Consider the following 14,389-nt stretch of genomic DNA (forward strand, 5'->3'; position numbering starts at 1 on the left):
TTGGGCTCCTACTCGTGCGACCAACACCGCGGACCTGCAGCTTGCCTCCCGTCGCTCTCACCTTCGAGCTTATCGAGCTTTGCAGACACAAGCGGACTCCGTCCGCGATGGGTCCGCATCGCGCCGCGGACCACCGCGGACAACGTCCGCCCCTACAAAAGCAAAGGCCCCTGCCGCGAACGGCAGGGGCCTTTTTGTGGGGCGCTTACTTGCGGTCGATCCACACGGTCTGCGGGTTGGTGAACTCGCGCAGGCCGAAGTGCGACAGCTCGCGACCGAAGCCGCTCTTCTTCACGCCGCCGATCGGTACGCGGGGGTCGGAGGCGGAGAAGCCGTTGATGAACACGCCACCGCTGACCAGGCGACGGGCCATGTGCTGGGCCTTGGTCTTGTCGGCGCTCCAGATCGCGCCGGAGAGGCCGAACTCGCTGTCGTTGGCCAGCTCCAGGGCGTGCTCGGCGTCGCGGGCGACGATCAGCGAAGCGACGGGGCCGAAGATTTCCTTCTTGAACGCAGTGTTGCCCGGCTTCACGTCGGCCAGCACGGTCGGTGCGTAGTAGTTGCCTTCGCCTTCGAGCTTGTGGCCGCCCAGCAGCAGGGTGGCGCCGTCGGCGATGGCCTGCTGTACCTGGCCGTCCAGTTCGTCACGCAGGTCGAAGCGGGCCATCGGGCCGACGAAGGTGTCGTCCGCCAGCGGGTCGCCGATCTTCAGCGCCTTGACGGCGGCCAGCAGCTTCTCGGTGAAGGCCGGGGCGATGGATTCTTCAAGGATCATGCGCTTGGCGGCAATACAAACCTGGCCGCAATTGCCGAAGCGGCTGGCGACGGCGGCTTTCACGGCGGCGTCGAGGTCGGCGTCGGCGAGCACGATGAAGGCGTCGGAACCGCCCAGCTCCAGCACGCACTTCTTCAGCGCGGCACCGGCCTGGGAGGCGATGGCGGCGCCGGCGCCGACACTGCCGGTCACGGCGATGGAGGCAATGCGGTCATCGGCGATGGCCTTGGAAACCAACGGCGGCTCGACGTTCAGTACCTCGAACACGCCTTCGGGCAGGCCGGCTTGCAGCCAGGCGTCGCGCAGCTGATAGGCGCAGCCCATGACGTTCGGGGCGTGCTTGAGGACGTAGGTGTTGCCGCCCAGGATGATGCTCACCGCGCCACGCATGACCTGCCAGGTGGGGAAGTTCCACGGCATCACGGCCAGCACCGGGCCAAGCGGCAGGTAGGAGATGTAAGCGCCTTCGATGCTGGTCTTCTCGTCTTCGAGCATGGCCGGGCCGTTGTCGGCGTACCACTCGCAGAGGTTGGCGCACTTGTTGATTTCGCCACGGGCCTGGGTGACCGGCATGCCCATTTCCTGGGCTTCCATGCGGGCCATCGGCTCGACGTTGGCACGCAGGACTTCGGCCATCTTGCGCAGTACGGCGACACGTTCCGCGATGCTGGTGTCGCGCCATTGGCGGAACGCGGCATCGGTGCGGGCCAGGGAGATTTCCAGCTGGGCGGCATCTTCGAAGGTGTAGCGAGCCAGTTCCTGGCCGGTGGCGGGGCTGCGGGAGATGGCAGCGGGGATGGCGGCGATCTGGTTCATGGTGAGTCCTGCTTGTTCTGTTTGAGGCGCAAGGCCGGTCATTCGTCCGGGCGGGTGGCTCCGGGATGGCGCAGAAATTAAGATGCGCAACTATTCATGTAAAATGAATAATCAAGAAAGACTCTTTCTCTCGGAGAGAATCATGGACCTCACCCAGCTGGAAATCGTCCGCGCCGTCGCCAATGAGGGCAGCATCACTGCCGCTGCGGCCCGTCTACATCGCGTGCCGTCGAACCTGACCACGCGGATCAAGCAGCTGGAAGCGGAGCTGGGCACTGAGCTGTTCATCCGCGAGAAGCTGCGCCTCCGTCTGTCGCCGACCGGCCGCAGCTTCCTCGAATATGCCGAGCGCATCCTCGATCTGGTGGAGGAGGCCCGGCAGGTGGCGGTGGGCGCCGAGCCTCACGGTGGCTTCTCTCTCGGCTCGATGGAGAGCACGGCGGCGGTGCGCATTCCCGAGATGCTGGCGCGCTATCACCAGCAGTGCCCGAAGGTGCAGCTGGACCTGTCTACCGGCCCCTCGGGCGAGATGATCGACGGCGTGCTCTCCGGCCGTTTCATCGCCGCCTTCGCCGACGGCCCGGCCAACCACCCACAGCTGGACGGCAAACCGGTATACCGCGAGGAGTTGGTGCTGATGAGCGCCAAGCACCATGCCCCGGTGCATGACGCGCGGGACGTGGCGGGGGAGACGGTGTTCGCCTTTCGCGACACCTGCTCCTACCGCAAACGCCTGGAGGGTTGGTTCGCCGAGCACCGCGTGGTGCCGGGAAAAATCATGGAGATGGAGTCCTACCACGGCATGCTCGCCTGCATCGCGGCGGGCGGCGGCGTGGCGATCATTCCGCGGGCGATGTTCGAGAGCCTGGCGGGCGGGCGCAACGTAGCGATCCACCGCCTGGCGCCGCAGCATGCCGACGCGATGACCTGGCTGTTCTGGCGACGCGGCACCGATACGCCGGCGCTGCGGGCCTTCATCGGTCTGCTGAACACACCGGGGGCGGAGACCGAAGCGGCTTGATTGCAGTGCTGGAACGGCACCTGTTTCAGCATTGCAACGTAACGTTGGCGAGAAGCGCGAATTTATCTGCAAAGCCCCCTTGCAGAGACTTGGCGCTGCGCTAACGTGAGCTGGACTGTCAGCCGTGCGAATGCGCGGAAGGCGCCCATGGTTGAGGCTTCGGGCGCATGCCGTGGCGCTTCGCGACAGGGATTGTTCCCATCCCTCGTTGCCCGGAGCCGTCATGGACACACGCACCCGGACTCGTCGCGCGAATCGTCTGCAGATATGGACGATGGGCGCCGGCCTGATCCTGCTTTCCCTCTTGCTGGCCTGGCTGCTGGTGTCGCTCTGGCCGCAGCATTATCCGAAGTTCCCGCTGGCCGGCGTCGAAGGCGATGTCGGCGCGCAGTGCCTGCTTGGCTGGTGCCCTGGCCCTGATGCCCGGCTGCTGGTGATGGTCATGGTCGCAGGCGGCCTGGGCAGCTTCGTGCATATCGCCAAGTCGTTCGGCGACTTCGTCGGTAACGACCGCTTCATGGCCAGCTGGATCTGGTGGTACATCCTCAAGCCCTTCATCGGCATGATCCTCGCGCTGATGCTCTATCTGGTCATCCGTGGCGGGTTCCTCACCGTCGGCACCACGGCGGCGGCCGATGATGGCGTGGTCAACGTCAATCTCTACGGCCTGGTCGGCATGGCCTGCCTCGCCGGCATGTTCGCCAAACAGGCCACCGACAAGCTGGGCGAGCTGTTCGACACCTTGTTCCGGACCCGCGAGGGTGACAAGCGCCGCGACGGCCTGGGCAACCCGGTGCCGACCCTCACCGACGCTCAGCCTGGCGCCGTGGATGCCCAGTCGCTCTACGTTTGCCTGCTGGGTAGCGGCTTCGTGCGCGGGGCCGTCGTTCAGGTCAACGGCGTGAGCCGTGAAACCACCGTCAGCGACAGTACCCGCCTGGCGGTCCAGCTCCTGGAGGAAGACCTGGAGACGGATCGCCCACTGAGTCTGGTGGTGGTCAATCCGCCGCCGGGCGGAGGTGCCTCAGCCCCGCTCATGCTGCCGCTGCTGGAGCACGCCGTGGCGCCACTCGCTGCCTCGGTGGGGTTGTCGGCGCCCGGCGTCGTCGTGCTGCACCCGGAGACTGAAATCGACGGCTGCGATTGCCCCATCGAGGAGGAAACCGCGGACGAGGACCTGCCCGCCGCCACCGGAGGAGTCCAAGCATGAGCTATGCATTGACCTGGTTGCCGGACGTGCTCGAAGCCGCCGGCCTGAAAGTCGCCCGCGTGGACGGCTGGAGCAGTCGCGGAGTAGGTGAAATGGGGCATGTACACGGCGTGATCTGCCACCACACCGCCGGTCCGTTGCGCGGCAACATGCCCAGCCTGAAGACCCTCATCGAGGGGCGCCGTGATCTGAGCGGACCCCTGGCGCAACTGGGCCTCGGGCGGGATGGCACCTACTACGTGATCGCCGCCGGCCGCTGCAATCATGCTGGCAAGGGCAGTTGGGAAGGCATCAGTTCGGGCAACAGCAGTTTCATCGGCATCGAAGCGGAAAACACCGGTCTTGATGAAGCCTGGAGCGACGTGCAGATGGACAGCTACCAGCGTGGTGTCGCGGCCATTCTCAGGTACCTGCAGCAGGACGAGCAGGCCTGTGCCGGCCACAAGGAGTACGCCTTGCCACCAGGGCGCAAGAACGATCCGACCTTCGATATGGACGGATTTCGCGTGCGGGTACGCGAGATCCTCGATGGCAAGGCGATCCTCCGGCCGATGATCCCGGCCCTGGAGCCGGACACCGCGCCTGGCCAGCTGCCGCGACCGACCTTGCGGCGCGGTGCGGTAGGCGATCTGGTTCGGTTGCTCCAGCGCGCCTGCGGGGCCGAAGAGGACGGCCATTTCGGCGTGAAGACCGAGGCCATGGTGCGGGAATTCCAGCGCCGCCACGAATTGGTGGCCGATGGCATAGTCGGACCGAAGACCTGGCGGCTGATCGATCAGACCATGCTGCAGGAGCAGGCACCCTGAACGGAAAAAGGCCCCGGAAGGGGCCTTTTTCATGGGCGTCTGACTGAGCGTCAGGCGCTGCTGTTCACCGTTTCGCGCTTCACCGTTCTGGCGGTTGGCGCGTGATGCTCGTCGTGGTCATGATCGTCGCCGACCACTTGGACTTCGTTGCCTTCGGCGTCGTACAGCTTGCCATTCTGGAAGTAGTCGCCCTCGTTCAGCGCGGCGATGTCGCGGTAGCGCAGGGTGCGCTCCTCAGCGGCGACGAACACCGACTGCTGGTTGGAGTTGCCGGTCTTGAGGTGGTTGAACAGCAGGTTCAGGCCGATGGCCATGATCGCCGCCGAGCTGATGCCGGAGTGGAAGATGGTGGCGAACCAGCTGGGGAAGTGCTCGTAGAAGCTGGGCGCGGCGATCGGGATCATGCCGAAGCCGATGGAGGTGGCGACGATGATCAGGTTCATGTTGTTGCGGTAGTCCACCTTGGACAGGGTGCGGATACCGCTGGCCGCCACGGTGCCGAACAGCACCACGCCGGCACCGCCGAGGACGGAGGAGGGCACTGCGGCGATCACCCGGCCCATCACCGGCAGCAGGCCGAGGGTCACCAGGATCAGGCCGCCGGTGGCGACCACGTAGCGGCTCTTCACGCCGGTCACGGCCACCAGGCCGACGTTCTGGGCAAATGCGCTCTGGGTGAAGGAGCCGAAGATCGGCGCCAGGATGCTCGACGCCATGTCCGCGCGCAGGCCGTTGCCCAGGCGTTTGGAGTCGACCTTGGTGCCGATGATCTCGCCGACGGCGAGGATGTCCGCCGAGGTTTCCACCAGGGTCACCATGATCACGATCAGCATCGAGATGATGGCGGCGATGTGGAAGGTCGGCAGACCGAAGTGGAAGATCGCCGGGAAGGCCACCATCGGGCCCTCGGCCACGCGGGAGAAATCGGTCATGCCCAGGGCGGCGGCAACGACGGTGCCGATCACCATGGCCAGCAGGATCGACAGCCGCGAGATGGACGCGTTGCCCAGCTTGCTCAGCAGCAGGACGAACACCAGGGTGAGGGCCGCCAGGCCGATGTTGGCCATGCTGCCGAAGTCCGGCGCCTTGGGGTTGCCGCCCATGGCCCAGCGCGCCGCTACCGGCATCAGCGTCAGGCCGATGGTGGTGATGACGATGCCGGTGACCATGGGGGGGAAGAACTTGGTGATGCGCGAGAACACCGGCGTGATCAGGAAGCCGATGAAGGAGGCTGCCATGACGGCGCCCAGGACAGCGGGCATGCCACCGCCTTCGTAGCCGCCGCCGAGGATGGCGATCATGGTCGCGACACCGGCGAAGGACACGCCCTGCACCAGTGGCATCTGCGAGCCGAAGAAGGGAAGACCGAGGGTTTGCAGCAAGGTGGCCAGGCCACCGGCGAACAGCGAGGCGGCAATCAGCAGGCCGATCTCGCTGGGGGAGAGCCCGGCCGCCTGGCCGAGGATCAGGGGCACGGCGACGATACCGCCGTACATGGTCAGAACGTGTTGCAGGCCGTACGCCAGGTTGGCGCCGATTCCGAGGTTCTCGTCTTCCGGGCGTGCTCCGGCGGACGCTACAGCTGAACGATCATTCATGGCTGAGGACTCGCTTGTTTTTGTTGTGGGGCCACTGTAGACAAAGTCCATGGTGAATATCCACTATTTTGTATACATGTTTTCGGCCGATGGTCCGGAATCTGACCGGTCGGTTATGTGATTGATCGGATTAGATTGCTCTGCAATAGGCGCTCTGCATGAAATCCTGACCCGAATTGTCTTGCACGAAATGTGTGCATGTTTGAATCCAAAAGCACCAGTTGGCTGCATGCAAAGCTCCGAAAGGTTCTTTCCGGCCCCCTGTATGCAGGTCATCGCAAATTGCGGGCCAGCGGTTTGCCGGACTCGCCGTTCTCCCCGGCGAAAGCAGCTCCTGCTATAACCATTCGCCTTGGTTTTCGTCGGATTTCGAAAAGACATGGCCCTCCCACCGCTGCACAGTTTCAGGGTGTTCGAAAGCGTGGCTCGCCTGGGCAGCCTGGCCGCGGCAGCCGTCGAGCTGCACGTCACCACGGGCGCGGTCAGCCAGCAGGTCAAGGCGCTGCAGGCCAGCCTGGGCGTGGAGCTGTTCGAGAAGCGCGGCCGCCAGTTGGTGCTGACCGACAGCGGCCGCCAGTTGCAGAAGCGCGTGGCCAGTGCCATGGGCGAGATCACCGAGGCCGTACTGGCGTTGCAGGCGGGGGCCCGGCCGGAAGCGGAAAGGGTGGATCTCTGCCTGTCGATCCCTCCAGCCGAAGGCGTGGAGTGGCTGACACGACCGCTGCTGCGCTTCATGGAGGAATCGCGTTCGGTGCGGGTGAGTGTGATCACCGCGCCGGGCATGCCGCAGGTCGACTGGCGCCGCGCCGACGTGGCGGTGATCTACGGCACGCCGCCGTGGCCGGGTGTCTGGTGGCGCCTGCTGCATGGCATCCGCATGACGCCGGTGTGCAGCCCGCAATATCTGCGCGGACCGCTGGCCATTGTCGAGGTCGCCGACCTGGCGCGACACCGGTTGCTGCACGAGGACGACGGCAGCCAGTGGCAGCAGTGGATGGCCGAGGCTGGATACAGTCGGGGTGGCGCCGAGGACATCCATTTCGAGGACTTCGGCATGATCCTGCAGGCGGCGCGCGATGGATTCGGCGTGGCGCTCAGCGATGAGACGGTGTCACAGCGCGATCTAGACGAAGGTCGGCTGGTTCGCCCGTTGGCTATCTCGGTGGCGGCGGTCCACAACTACTACGTCGTCTGCCCCGAGGCGAAACGCGAACGCCCGGAGGTCCGGGCGTTCATCGAGTGGTTGCTGTCGATCAGCGAGCCGGCTCAGTAACCGTAACCGCGCCCATCGGTGAACTGGATGTCGGTGAGGATGCTGATGCCCTTCTCGACCTTGTACAGCTCCGAGCTCCTGATCAGCTCCGGGTCGCTGAAGGCTTCGCCCTTGGCGCGGCCTGCCTGGATCTGCTGCATCTTGTCGCGCACCGCGACGACGTCGGCGTAGGTCATGGCCGGCACCTTGCTCGGGTCCTCGTCGGCGTGGGCGCCGTAGAGGGTGGTCTGCGGGTTGATCACCTTCAGCGTGGCGTCCAGCGAGGCGACGTAGTCCTTGAGATTCCCGGCCAGCAGCCAGGACGGGTAGAGGTGGTCGCCGGAGAGCAGGACGTTGTGCGCCTCATCGAACAGCGCCACTTCGTCCGGCGTGTGGCCGGGCATGCTCAGCAGGCGCAGCTTGAGGCCGCCCAGGTCGATCACCTCGTCGGGCTTCACCAGTCGCGCGACCTTGAAGGGCGCCAGGGTCATGTGGTCGATGTTGCCCAGGTAGACCGGCTCGGGCACCTGGTAGAGGCCGTCGGCACGGCGGAATTTCGCCGTGAAGGGCGTATCCACCAGATAGATGTTCTGGAAGTTGTGCAGCCCGCCCAGGTGGTCGAAGTGCAAGTGCGAGGGGAGCACCGCGAGTGGCTTGTCGGTGATCTGGCGGGCGACCTGGGTGATGTCTTCCTTCTGGTTGGCGCCGGAGTCGAACATCAGCGCCTGGTTCGCCCCCACCAGCAGGTACGAATAATTCTTCTGGTAGTAGTTCGGCTCGCCGATGGCGTAGAGGAAGTCCGTCAGCTTGTGTACCACGAAGGCCGGCTTTTCAGCCTTGGGTGCTTCGGCGGCGATCGCGGCGAAGGGCGCGCCGAGGAGGGTAGTTGAAGCCACGGCCAGGACTTTCATCAGTGTGCGCATGAGCGCGTACCTCTTTCTCGTTGTTGTCGGGGACGGCGGGTTGTCCGCCGGTCCATCTCACCGCTGGCGAGGGCGTACTTCAATGCACGATTTCTGCGGCCGACAGTTCAGCTCGGCTAAAGCCTGGCGGGATTAGCGACGCTGATTTTCGTGGTTGTGCATAAGCAGGGCTAATTGTTCATTCGGGGAATTCATGGCAGCGACGACGCTCTGCCGGTAGAACTGTGCGGGTCGGGCACGCTGTGCGCGCCCATTCCCCTGTTTGCGGAGCTATTCCAATGAAGTCCAGATGGACCGCTTTGCTGTGTGTGCTGAAAACCCTCTCCGTCGCCTGGGGCGACTACAACAAGCGCAACTTCGTCCGCCGCTGAGGCGGGCAACCTGAGAGTCCGAATCACCCCGTTTCACCGTACAAGGATTTCGCCATGCAACGTGTCACGCCACAGATCGATCCCGCCATCGCCGCCATCGCTCCCGGCTTTCGAGCCCTGAGCATCACGTTGGAAGCCGCACCGATCCTCCATCCGGAGGTGGCGGAGTTGGCGCTGCAGCGAGCTTGCGCGGCACTGGCGGCGGGCGAGCCGGCCTGGGGCGACGCGCACCTGGCGGCCTGGGCCGAGGTGTTCCGCCGCTTCGGCGCCAAGCCCCAGCGCACGCCCTGTTCGGCGGAAGCGCTGCGCAAACGCGCGCTGCGTGACGGCAGCCTGCCGAGCATCGATCCGGTAGTGGACCTCTACAACGCCATCAGCGTGCAGTTCGCCATTCCGGTCGGTGGGGAAAACCTCGCCGCCTACGCCGGTACTCCGCGCCTGGTGATCGCCGACGGCAGCGAAACCTTCGATACCCTGAAGGACGGTGCGCCGGCCCATGAATCACCCGATGCTGGCGAAGTCATCTGGCGCGACGACTTCGGCGTCACCTGCCGGCGCTGGAATTGGCGCCAGGGCGTGCGCACTCGCCTGGATGCAGAGGCGCAGCGCATGTGGTTCATCCTCGAATGCCTGCCGGAAATGCCGCTTGAGGCACTGCACCAAGCGGGCGACCAGCTGGTTGGCGGGTTGCAGGCGATGATGCCGGGAGCCAGGGCAGAAGTGCTGCTGGTGGAAGGCAGGGCGTGAGCCGTTACTTCACCCTGCTTTCCAGGTAAGCGCAGAACATATCCGCCATCGCTCCGCTGAAGGCTTCGGTCTCTTGCACGCTGCGCGGGGTCTCCGAGAACTGCTTGCCCACCGAGCCGAGGGTCGTGGTGATCAATTCGCGCGCCAGCGCACGCTGCTCATCGGATGCGAGAGGAAGAACTTCTGCGATGAAGGTCTGGAAGATGCCTTCGCCGGCAGCCTTGGCTTCCCTGGCCTCGGGGGCGTCGCGGTAAAGCGGGGCGGCGTCGCTCAGGGCGATGCGCATGCGCGCTTCCTCGCATTCGGAGCGGATGAACGCATGCACCAGATTGCGCAAACGTTGCAGCGGCGGCTGGCTTTCATCGACCAGCAGGCCGCGCAGCATTTCAGTGGTCTGTCGCCACTCATCACTCTGCAGGCGGAACAGGATCGCGGCCTTGTTCGGGAAGTACTGGTACAGCGAACCGACGCTGACGCCGGCGCGTTCGGCGACCCGTGCCGTGGTGAAACGCTGGGCGCCTTCCTTCTCCAGAACCTGAACAGCGGCGTCGAGAACGGCCGTCACCAGGTCGTTGGAGCGGGCCTGTTTCGGCTCCTTGCGCGTGGAAATACGCGGGCTGCGGCGTTCGCTCATGGCTGGCTCCGGCAATGCGAATAGTAAAACCTGACGAAAAGATCGCATTCTAGTCGGGCGTTATTCCGCACTCAAACTCCACACGGGAAACCACCATGACGACCCTCACTTCCGCCCCCGTGGCACCCCTTCTGCAGCAGCTTTTCGAGGAGGCCGACGCGGCTTCTCCGCAGGCCAGCCCGGCTTTCGCGAACCTCGATCAGGCCGCGCTGACCCGCCTGATGCAGAGCAAGACGCAGTACCGCGAGCTTTACGGCCAGCTCAAGGACCAGCCGCTGCCCGTCTCGCGGGAAACCGGTGCGCTGCTGTACATGCTGGCGCGCGGCATCGGCGCGAAAAACATCGTCGAGTTCGGCACCTCGTTCGGCATCTCTACCCTGCACCTGGCTGCCGCACTGCGCGACAACGGCGGCGGGCAGCTGATCACCAGCGAGTTCGAGCCTTCGAAAGTAGCGCGGGCGCAAGCCAACCTGGAGGCTGGCGGCTTGGCCGAACTCGTGGAAATCCGTCAGGGCGATGCGCTGCAGACCCTGGCCAGTGACCTGCCCGAGCACATCGACCTGCTGTTGCTCGACGGCGCCAAATCGCTTTACCCGGATATCCTTGCGCTGGTGGAAAACCGCTTGCGCCCCGGTGCGATGATCATCGCGGACAACGCCGACTATTGCCCCGAGTACCTGGCCGAGGTTCGCATGCCGGGCGGGCGCTACCTGTCGATTCCCTTCGCCGACGACGTGGAGCTGTCCATGCGCCTGGGCTGAGGCTGCGCGGGCTAGAGCGGCGGGTTAGACACTGGTGCATGCCGCGCCATCAGTTCGGCGACCCAGTCGATGAAGACCCGCAGCTTGGCGCTGACGTGGCGGTTGGGCGGATAGGCCAGGTAGAGCGGCATGCTCTGCATGCTCCAGTCGCCGAACAGTTCTACCAACTCGTTGCGCGCCAGGGCATCCACCGCCATGTAACGCGGCAGCCAGAGCACGCCCATGCCGGCGATCCCGGCGGCCAGGTAGGCGTTGCCATCGTCCACCGTGAGCACCGGGCGACCCTGGACCTGCACGGATTCGCCGTTCTTCTGCAGGGCGTACGAAAGCGGCTTGCCGGTCCGCGCCCAGAGGTAGCCGACGATGCGCTGCTGGCCGTCCTCCAGATCGCGCGGATGCCGGGGGACACCGGCGCGCCGCAGGTAGGCGGGAGCCGCGAAGACGCCCAGCGGCAGGTCGCCGACCTTGCGCGCCATCAGCGACAGGTCGGTGAGCTCACCGCCACGTACCACGCAGTCGACGTTCTCGTCGATCAGGTCGACCATGCGGTCGCTGACGCCCAGGTCGATCTGGATGTCCGGATAGCGCTCGTGGAAATCAGGCAGGGCAGGGATCAACAGCAGTCGCGCCAGCGGGGTGGGCACGTCGACCCGCAAGCGCCCGCGCGGCAGGGCTGCAGCACTGGAAAGGCTGGTCTCGGCGTCATCCATGTCCGCCAGCAGACGTGTCACCCGCTCGTAGTACGCCGCGCCATCGGCAGTGAGGTTCAGCTTGCGTGTGGTGCGGTTGAGCAGGCGCACGCGCAGCCGCGCTTCCAGCTGCTGGATCAGCTGGGTCACGCTGGTGCGGCTCATGTGCAGGGTGTCGGCGGCCTTGGTGAAACTGCCGGTTTCCACCACGCGGGCGAAGGCTTGCATCGCATCGAAACGGTCCATGGCGGCTCCGGCTGACGGCTGAAGAAGGCGGGAAAGGTCTGATTGTTTGGATTCTACAAACAATGCTGACCAGCGTTGCCCGATTATCGCGAGTGCCGTGCGCCGTAACCTGCCTCCATCGTTGAAACCGGGCCAGCGTGGCCCTCGATGGAGTAAGCAGATGAGTATCCGTGACGTGGTTTTCCCCGCTGGCCGCCAGGCCCTCTATGAACGCAATCGCTATTCCCCGGCGGTCCGCAGCGACGGCCTGCTGTTCGTCTCCGGCCAGGTTGGCAGCCGCGAGGACGGCTCGCCCGAGCCCGAGCTGGAAGCCCAGGTGCGCCGCGCCTTCGGCAACCTCAACGCGGTCCTGGTCGCCGCCGGTTGCACCTTTGAGGACGTTCTCGACGTCACCTTGTTCATGGTCGATCCGCAGGCGAACTTCGAGCGCGCCTGGCAGGTTGCCGCCGACTATTGGGGCGCGGCGCCTTATCCGACGGTAACGGCCGTGGGCGTGACCTGGCTGTACGGCTTCGACTTCGAGATCAAGGTCATCGCGCGCCTGCCGCAACCCTGAGGTGGCCGCAGGGCAGGGCGGCGAGACGGGATGGCCGGGTTTCTTTACCATGCCGTCCTGTTTCGTACCGCCAGGAATCCCCCATGACTGCTCCGACCTTCCGCACCGCCACCCTAGCCGACACCGACCGCTGCTTCGAGATCGAGATATCCGCTTACGAAGGCGACGAGGCCGCGACTCGGGAGAAGATCGCCACGCGCATCGCGCAGTATCCCGAGGGCTTCCTGATCATGGAGCTGGACGGCGAGATCATCGGCTTCATCAACTGCGGTTGCGCCTTCGAGGTGGAGATGTCCGACGAGGAGTTCAAGGAACTCATCGGCCATGACCCGGCGGCGCCCAACGTGGTGATTATGTCGGTGGTGATCGACCCGGCGCAGCAGGGCAAGAGTTACGCCACGCTGCTGATGCGCACCTTCATCGAACACATGGCCGGCCGGGGCAAGCGCACCATCCATCTGATGTGCAAAGACCGCCATGTACCACTCTACGAACGCTTCGGCTACCGCTACGTCAAGCCTTCGGCGTCCGACCACGGCGGCATGGCGTGGCACGAGATGGTGATGGAATTGCCCACAGCCTGACGCCGCAGTTCTCAGCGTTCCGGCCGGTCGTTCACCCGATCGCGGGTGGCGCGTTCGGCCAGCTGATCGAAGGTTTCCGGCAGCAGAGCGGCTTCGCCCTGTTCGTCGAGCAGCTGGCGGAACACCAGGTGATCCGGGAAGCTGCGGCTGATCAGCGTCAGCAGCTCGGTGCCGCGCTCGGTCAGCTCGAAGTTGTTGCCGGTGCCGCCGTGTTCGCGCGGGCGTTCCTGGATGTAGCCATTGGCGAACAGGTCGCCCTCCAGGTCGCCGGCGACCTTCTTCAGGTGATCGACGCTACCTTCCACCGGCTCGCCTTGCAGCCGGTGCTGCTCGGCCACTTCCTCACCGCATTCGCGGGCCTTGTAGGGTTCGTTGGCGCAATCCTGGGCGCGCAGCAACAGGCGTTCGATCAGGTCCCAGTCGTAGCTCATGGCGTGTCCTCCGGGTTGGGAAAGCAGGTGCTTCCTGATTTGCGACCCGGCGAGGCGGGGAGGGTTCGAACTTCCTGCGCGGCGGTGCGTGGCCATCGATGGCGTCGAGTTTCACTATCGATGCAATCGAGTGGTGCGCGGGCCCGGCGCGCCTGACTATCTGTCCCACGAGCTTGTCGAACCGAGCAAGGGACAGAATCGATGAACACTGCGCGCCTCACACCCAATCGCCTGACGACCCGTGTTGCCCTGGCTTCGCTGGTGTTGGCCGTGGCCAGCTTGAGCGGCTGCGCGGCGACCTCCGAAACCCGGCTGAGCTGGGACAGCCTGGGCGGCACCACCGCGCAGGACAGCAGCGCCTACCTGAGTTGTGTCGACGGCAGGCTCACCCCCGGTACCGCCACTTTCGTCAGCGACACCGGCGCCACCCGCCAGCTGCTCACCGGAAGCGCCGACCCGCTGCTGGCCAGCGGTATCGTCCAGGTGACTCCGATCGACGGCGGCAACCATTTCAGTGCCTACCAGCGCAGCGCCTGGCAGGACAAGGGTGAGCTGCTGGACGCCGCCTACCAGTGCGCGCAGCACAGTTGAATCCGCTTCGAGCGGGTCGCTCCCCCCAGCGACCCGCCCAGCGCCGGCAGGCGGCGAATAGCCTGCGTCAGTGTCTGCCATCGGGCCTACGCTGATTCACTCTCCAGGGGCGCTCCCCCCAGCGCCTCGCCTATCGCCTGTCGAGCCCCCACTCGATGGGCGTTTTTTTTAATTTACGACTGTTGTGTATTCTGATCGCGCATGCCAGTGTGTGCGCCCTGGCGGCTGTATTCGCCTTTCACAGCCTGTCGATGCGCATCCGGTTTGTCCGCCGGGCGCTGAACCTTGCCGCCGGCCGACGGTACACTCACTCCCGTCGCGTAACAGAAGTACAAGAGAATCGAGATGAACACGCATTTTCCGACTTGCGCCGTCTGG

The 14,389-nt window shown here is 65.1% G+C and carries 15 protein-coding genes; 9 read left to right on the forward strand and 6 right to left on the reverse strand.

Annotated elements, in window-relative coordinates; all coding sequences use genetic code 11:
• Positions 1–205: 205 nt before the first annotated feature.
• Positions 206–1,591: an NAD-dependent succinate-semialdehyde dehydrogenase gene (locus tag ACIPK7_RS22755; RefSeq protein ID WP_401090351.1), complete on the reverse strand. Its 1,386-nt coding sequence runs from the start codon at positions 1,589–1,591 to the stop codon at positions 206–208.
• A gap of 142 nt (positions 1,592–1,733) precedes the next feature.
• Between ACIPK7_RS22755 and ACIPK7_RS22760 the strand changes: the two genes are divergently transcribed.
• From ACIPK7_RS22760 to ACIPK7_RS22770, 3 genes are all read left to right on the forward strand, one after another.
• Positions 1,734–2,612 (forward strand): LysR substrate-binding domain-containing protein, encoded by an 879-nt coding sequence (locus tag ACIPK7_RS22760; protein WP_401090353.1) that lies wholly within the window; start codon positions 1,734–1,736, stop codon positions 2,610–2,612.
• A gap of 223 nt (positions 2,613–2,835) precedes the next feature.
• Positions 2,836–3,822, forward strand: a complete 987-nt coding sequence (locus ACIPK7_RS22765; RefSeq protein ID WP_401090355.1) for a hypothetical protein — start codon at positions 2,836–2,838, stop codon at positions 3,820–3,822.
• Positions 3,819–4,628 carry an N-acetylmuramoyl-L-alanine amidase gene (locus ACIPK7_RS22770; RefSeq protein ID WP_401090357.1) on the forward strand — a complete coding sequence of 270 codons (810 nt, stop codon included), beginning with the start codon at positions 3,819–3,821 and terminating at the stop codon, positions 4,626–4,628. Before ACIPK7_RS22765 ends, ACIPK7_RS22770 begins: the two co-directional genes overlap by 4 nt.
• Positions 4,629–4,678: 50 nt before the next feature.
• On the opposite strand, the gene ACIPK7_RS22775 is transcribed toward ACIPK7_RS22770, so the two are convergent.
• Positions 4,679–6,226, reverse strand: a complete 1,548-nt coding sequence (locus ACIPK7_RS22775) for a nucleobase:cation symporter-2 family protein (protein ID WP_192210855.1) — start codon at positions 6,224–6,226, stop codon at positions 4,679–4,681.
• A 379-nt stretch (positions 6,227–6,605) separates the two neighbouring features.
• On the opposite strand from ACIPK7_RS22775, the gene ACIPK7_RS22780 reads away from it, so the two are divergent.
• The gene (locus ACIPK7_RS22780) at positions 6,606–7,499 is read left to right on the forward strand and encodes a LysR substrate-binding domain-containing protein (RefSeq protein ID WP_401090359.1); all 894 of its coding nucleotides are present in this window, start codon (positions 6,606–6,608) and stop codon (positions 7,497–7,499) included.
• Here ACIPK7_RS22780 and ACIPK7_RS22785 read toward each other — a convergent pair.
• Complete coding sequence (locus tag ACIPK7_RS22785) at positions 7,493–8,401, reverse strand: MBL fold metallo-hydrolase (RefSeq protein ID WP_401090360.1); 909 nt, start codon at positions 8,399–8,401, stop codon at positions 7,493–7,495. The genes ACIPK7_RS22780 and ACIPK7_RS22785 overlap by 7 nt on opposite strands.
• Positions 8,402–8,826: 425 nt before the next feature.
• Between ACIPK7_RS22785 and ACIPK7_RS22790 the strand changes: the two genes are divergently transcribed.
• A complete protein-coding gene (locus ACIPK7_RS22790) occupies positions 8,827–9,519 on the forward strand; it encodes a B3/4 domain-containing protein (RefSeq protein ID WP_401090361.1) in 693 nt (230 codons plus the stop codon).
• A gap of 4 nt (positions 9,520–9,523) precedes the next feature.
• Here ACIPK7_RS22790 and ACIPK7_RS22795 read toward each other — a convergent pair whose 3' ends face one another.
• Positions 9,524–10,153 (reverse strand): TetR family transcriptional regulator, encoded by a 630-nt coding sequence (locus ACIPK7_RS22795; protein WP_192434418.1) that lies wholly within the window; start codon positions 10,151–10,153, stop codon positions 9,524–9,526.
• Positions 10,154–10,248: 95 nt separating this feature from the next.
• On the opposite strand from ACIPK7_RS22795, the gene ACIPK7_RS22800 reads away from it, so the two are divergent.
• On the forward strand, positions 10,249–10,914 hold the full coding sequence (locus ACIPK7_RS22800; protein WP_401090363.1) for an O-methyltransferase: 666 nt from the start codon (positions 10,249–10,251) through the stop codon (positions 10,912–10,914).
• A gap of 11 nt (positions 10,915–10,925) precedes the next feature.
• Here ACIPK7_RS22800 and ACIPK7_RS22805 read toward each other — a convergent pair whose 3' ends face one another.
• Entirely contained in the window at positions 10,926–11,849 is a 924-nt protein-coding gene (locus tag ACIPK7_RS22805) for a LysR family transcriptional regulator (RefSeq protein WP_192434423.1), read from the reverse strand.
• A gap of 160 nt (positions 11,850–12,009) precedes the next feature.
• Here ACIPK7_RS22805 and ACIPK7_RS22810 point away from each other — a divergent pair, with 160 nt between their 5' ends.
• Positions 12,010–12,405, forward strand: coding sequence for a RidA family protein (locus ACIPK7_RS22810; RefSeq protein WP_401090365.1), 396 nt, complete (start codon positions 12,010–12,012; stop codon positions 12,403–12,405).
• Positions 12,406–12,488: 83 nt separating this feature from the next.
• Positions 12,489–12,989: a GNAT family N-acetyltransferase gene (locus ACIPK7_RS22815; RefSeq protein WP_192434428.1), complete on the forward strand. Its 501-nt coding sequence runs from the start codon at positions 12,489–12,491 to the stop codon at positions 12,987–12,989.
• A gap of 11 nt (positions 12,990–13,000) precedes the next feature.
• Here ACIPK7_RS22815 and ACIPK7_RS22820 read toward each other — a convergent pair whose 3' ends face one another.
• The gene (locus tag ACIPK7_RS22820; protein ID WP_401090367.1) at positions 13,001–13,420 is read right to left on the reverse strand and encodes a transcriptional regulator; all 420 of its coding nucleotides are present in this window, start codon (positions 13,418–13,420) and stop codon (positions 13,001–13,003) included.
• Between the two features lie 201 nt (positions 13,421–13,621).
• On the opposite strand from ACIPK7_RS22820, the gene ACIPK7_RS22825 reads away from it, so the two are divergent.
• Complete coding sequence (locus tag ACIPK7_RS22825; RefSeq protein WP_225614961.1) at positions 13,622–14,011, forward strand: hypothetical protein; 390 nt, start codon at positions 13,622–13,624, stop codon at positions 14,009–14,011.
• Positions 14,012–14,389: the final 378 nt, after the last annotated feature.

Origin of the sequence: Pseudomonas sp. NPDC086581 (genome assembly GCF_044746165.1) — a bacterium.
GTDB lineage: Bacteria > Pseudomonadota > Gammaproteobacteria > Pseudomonadales > Pseudomonadaceae > Pseudomonas.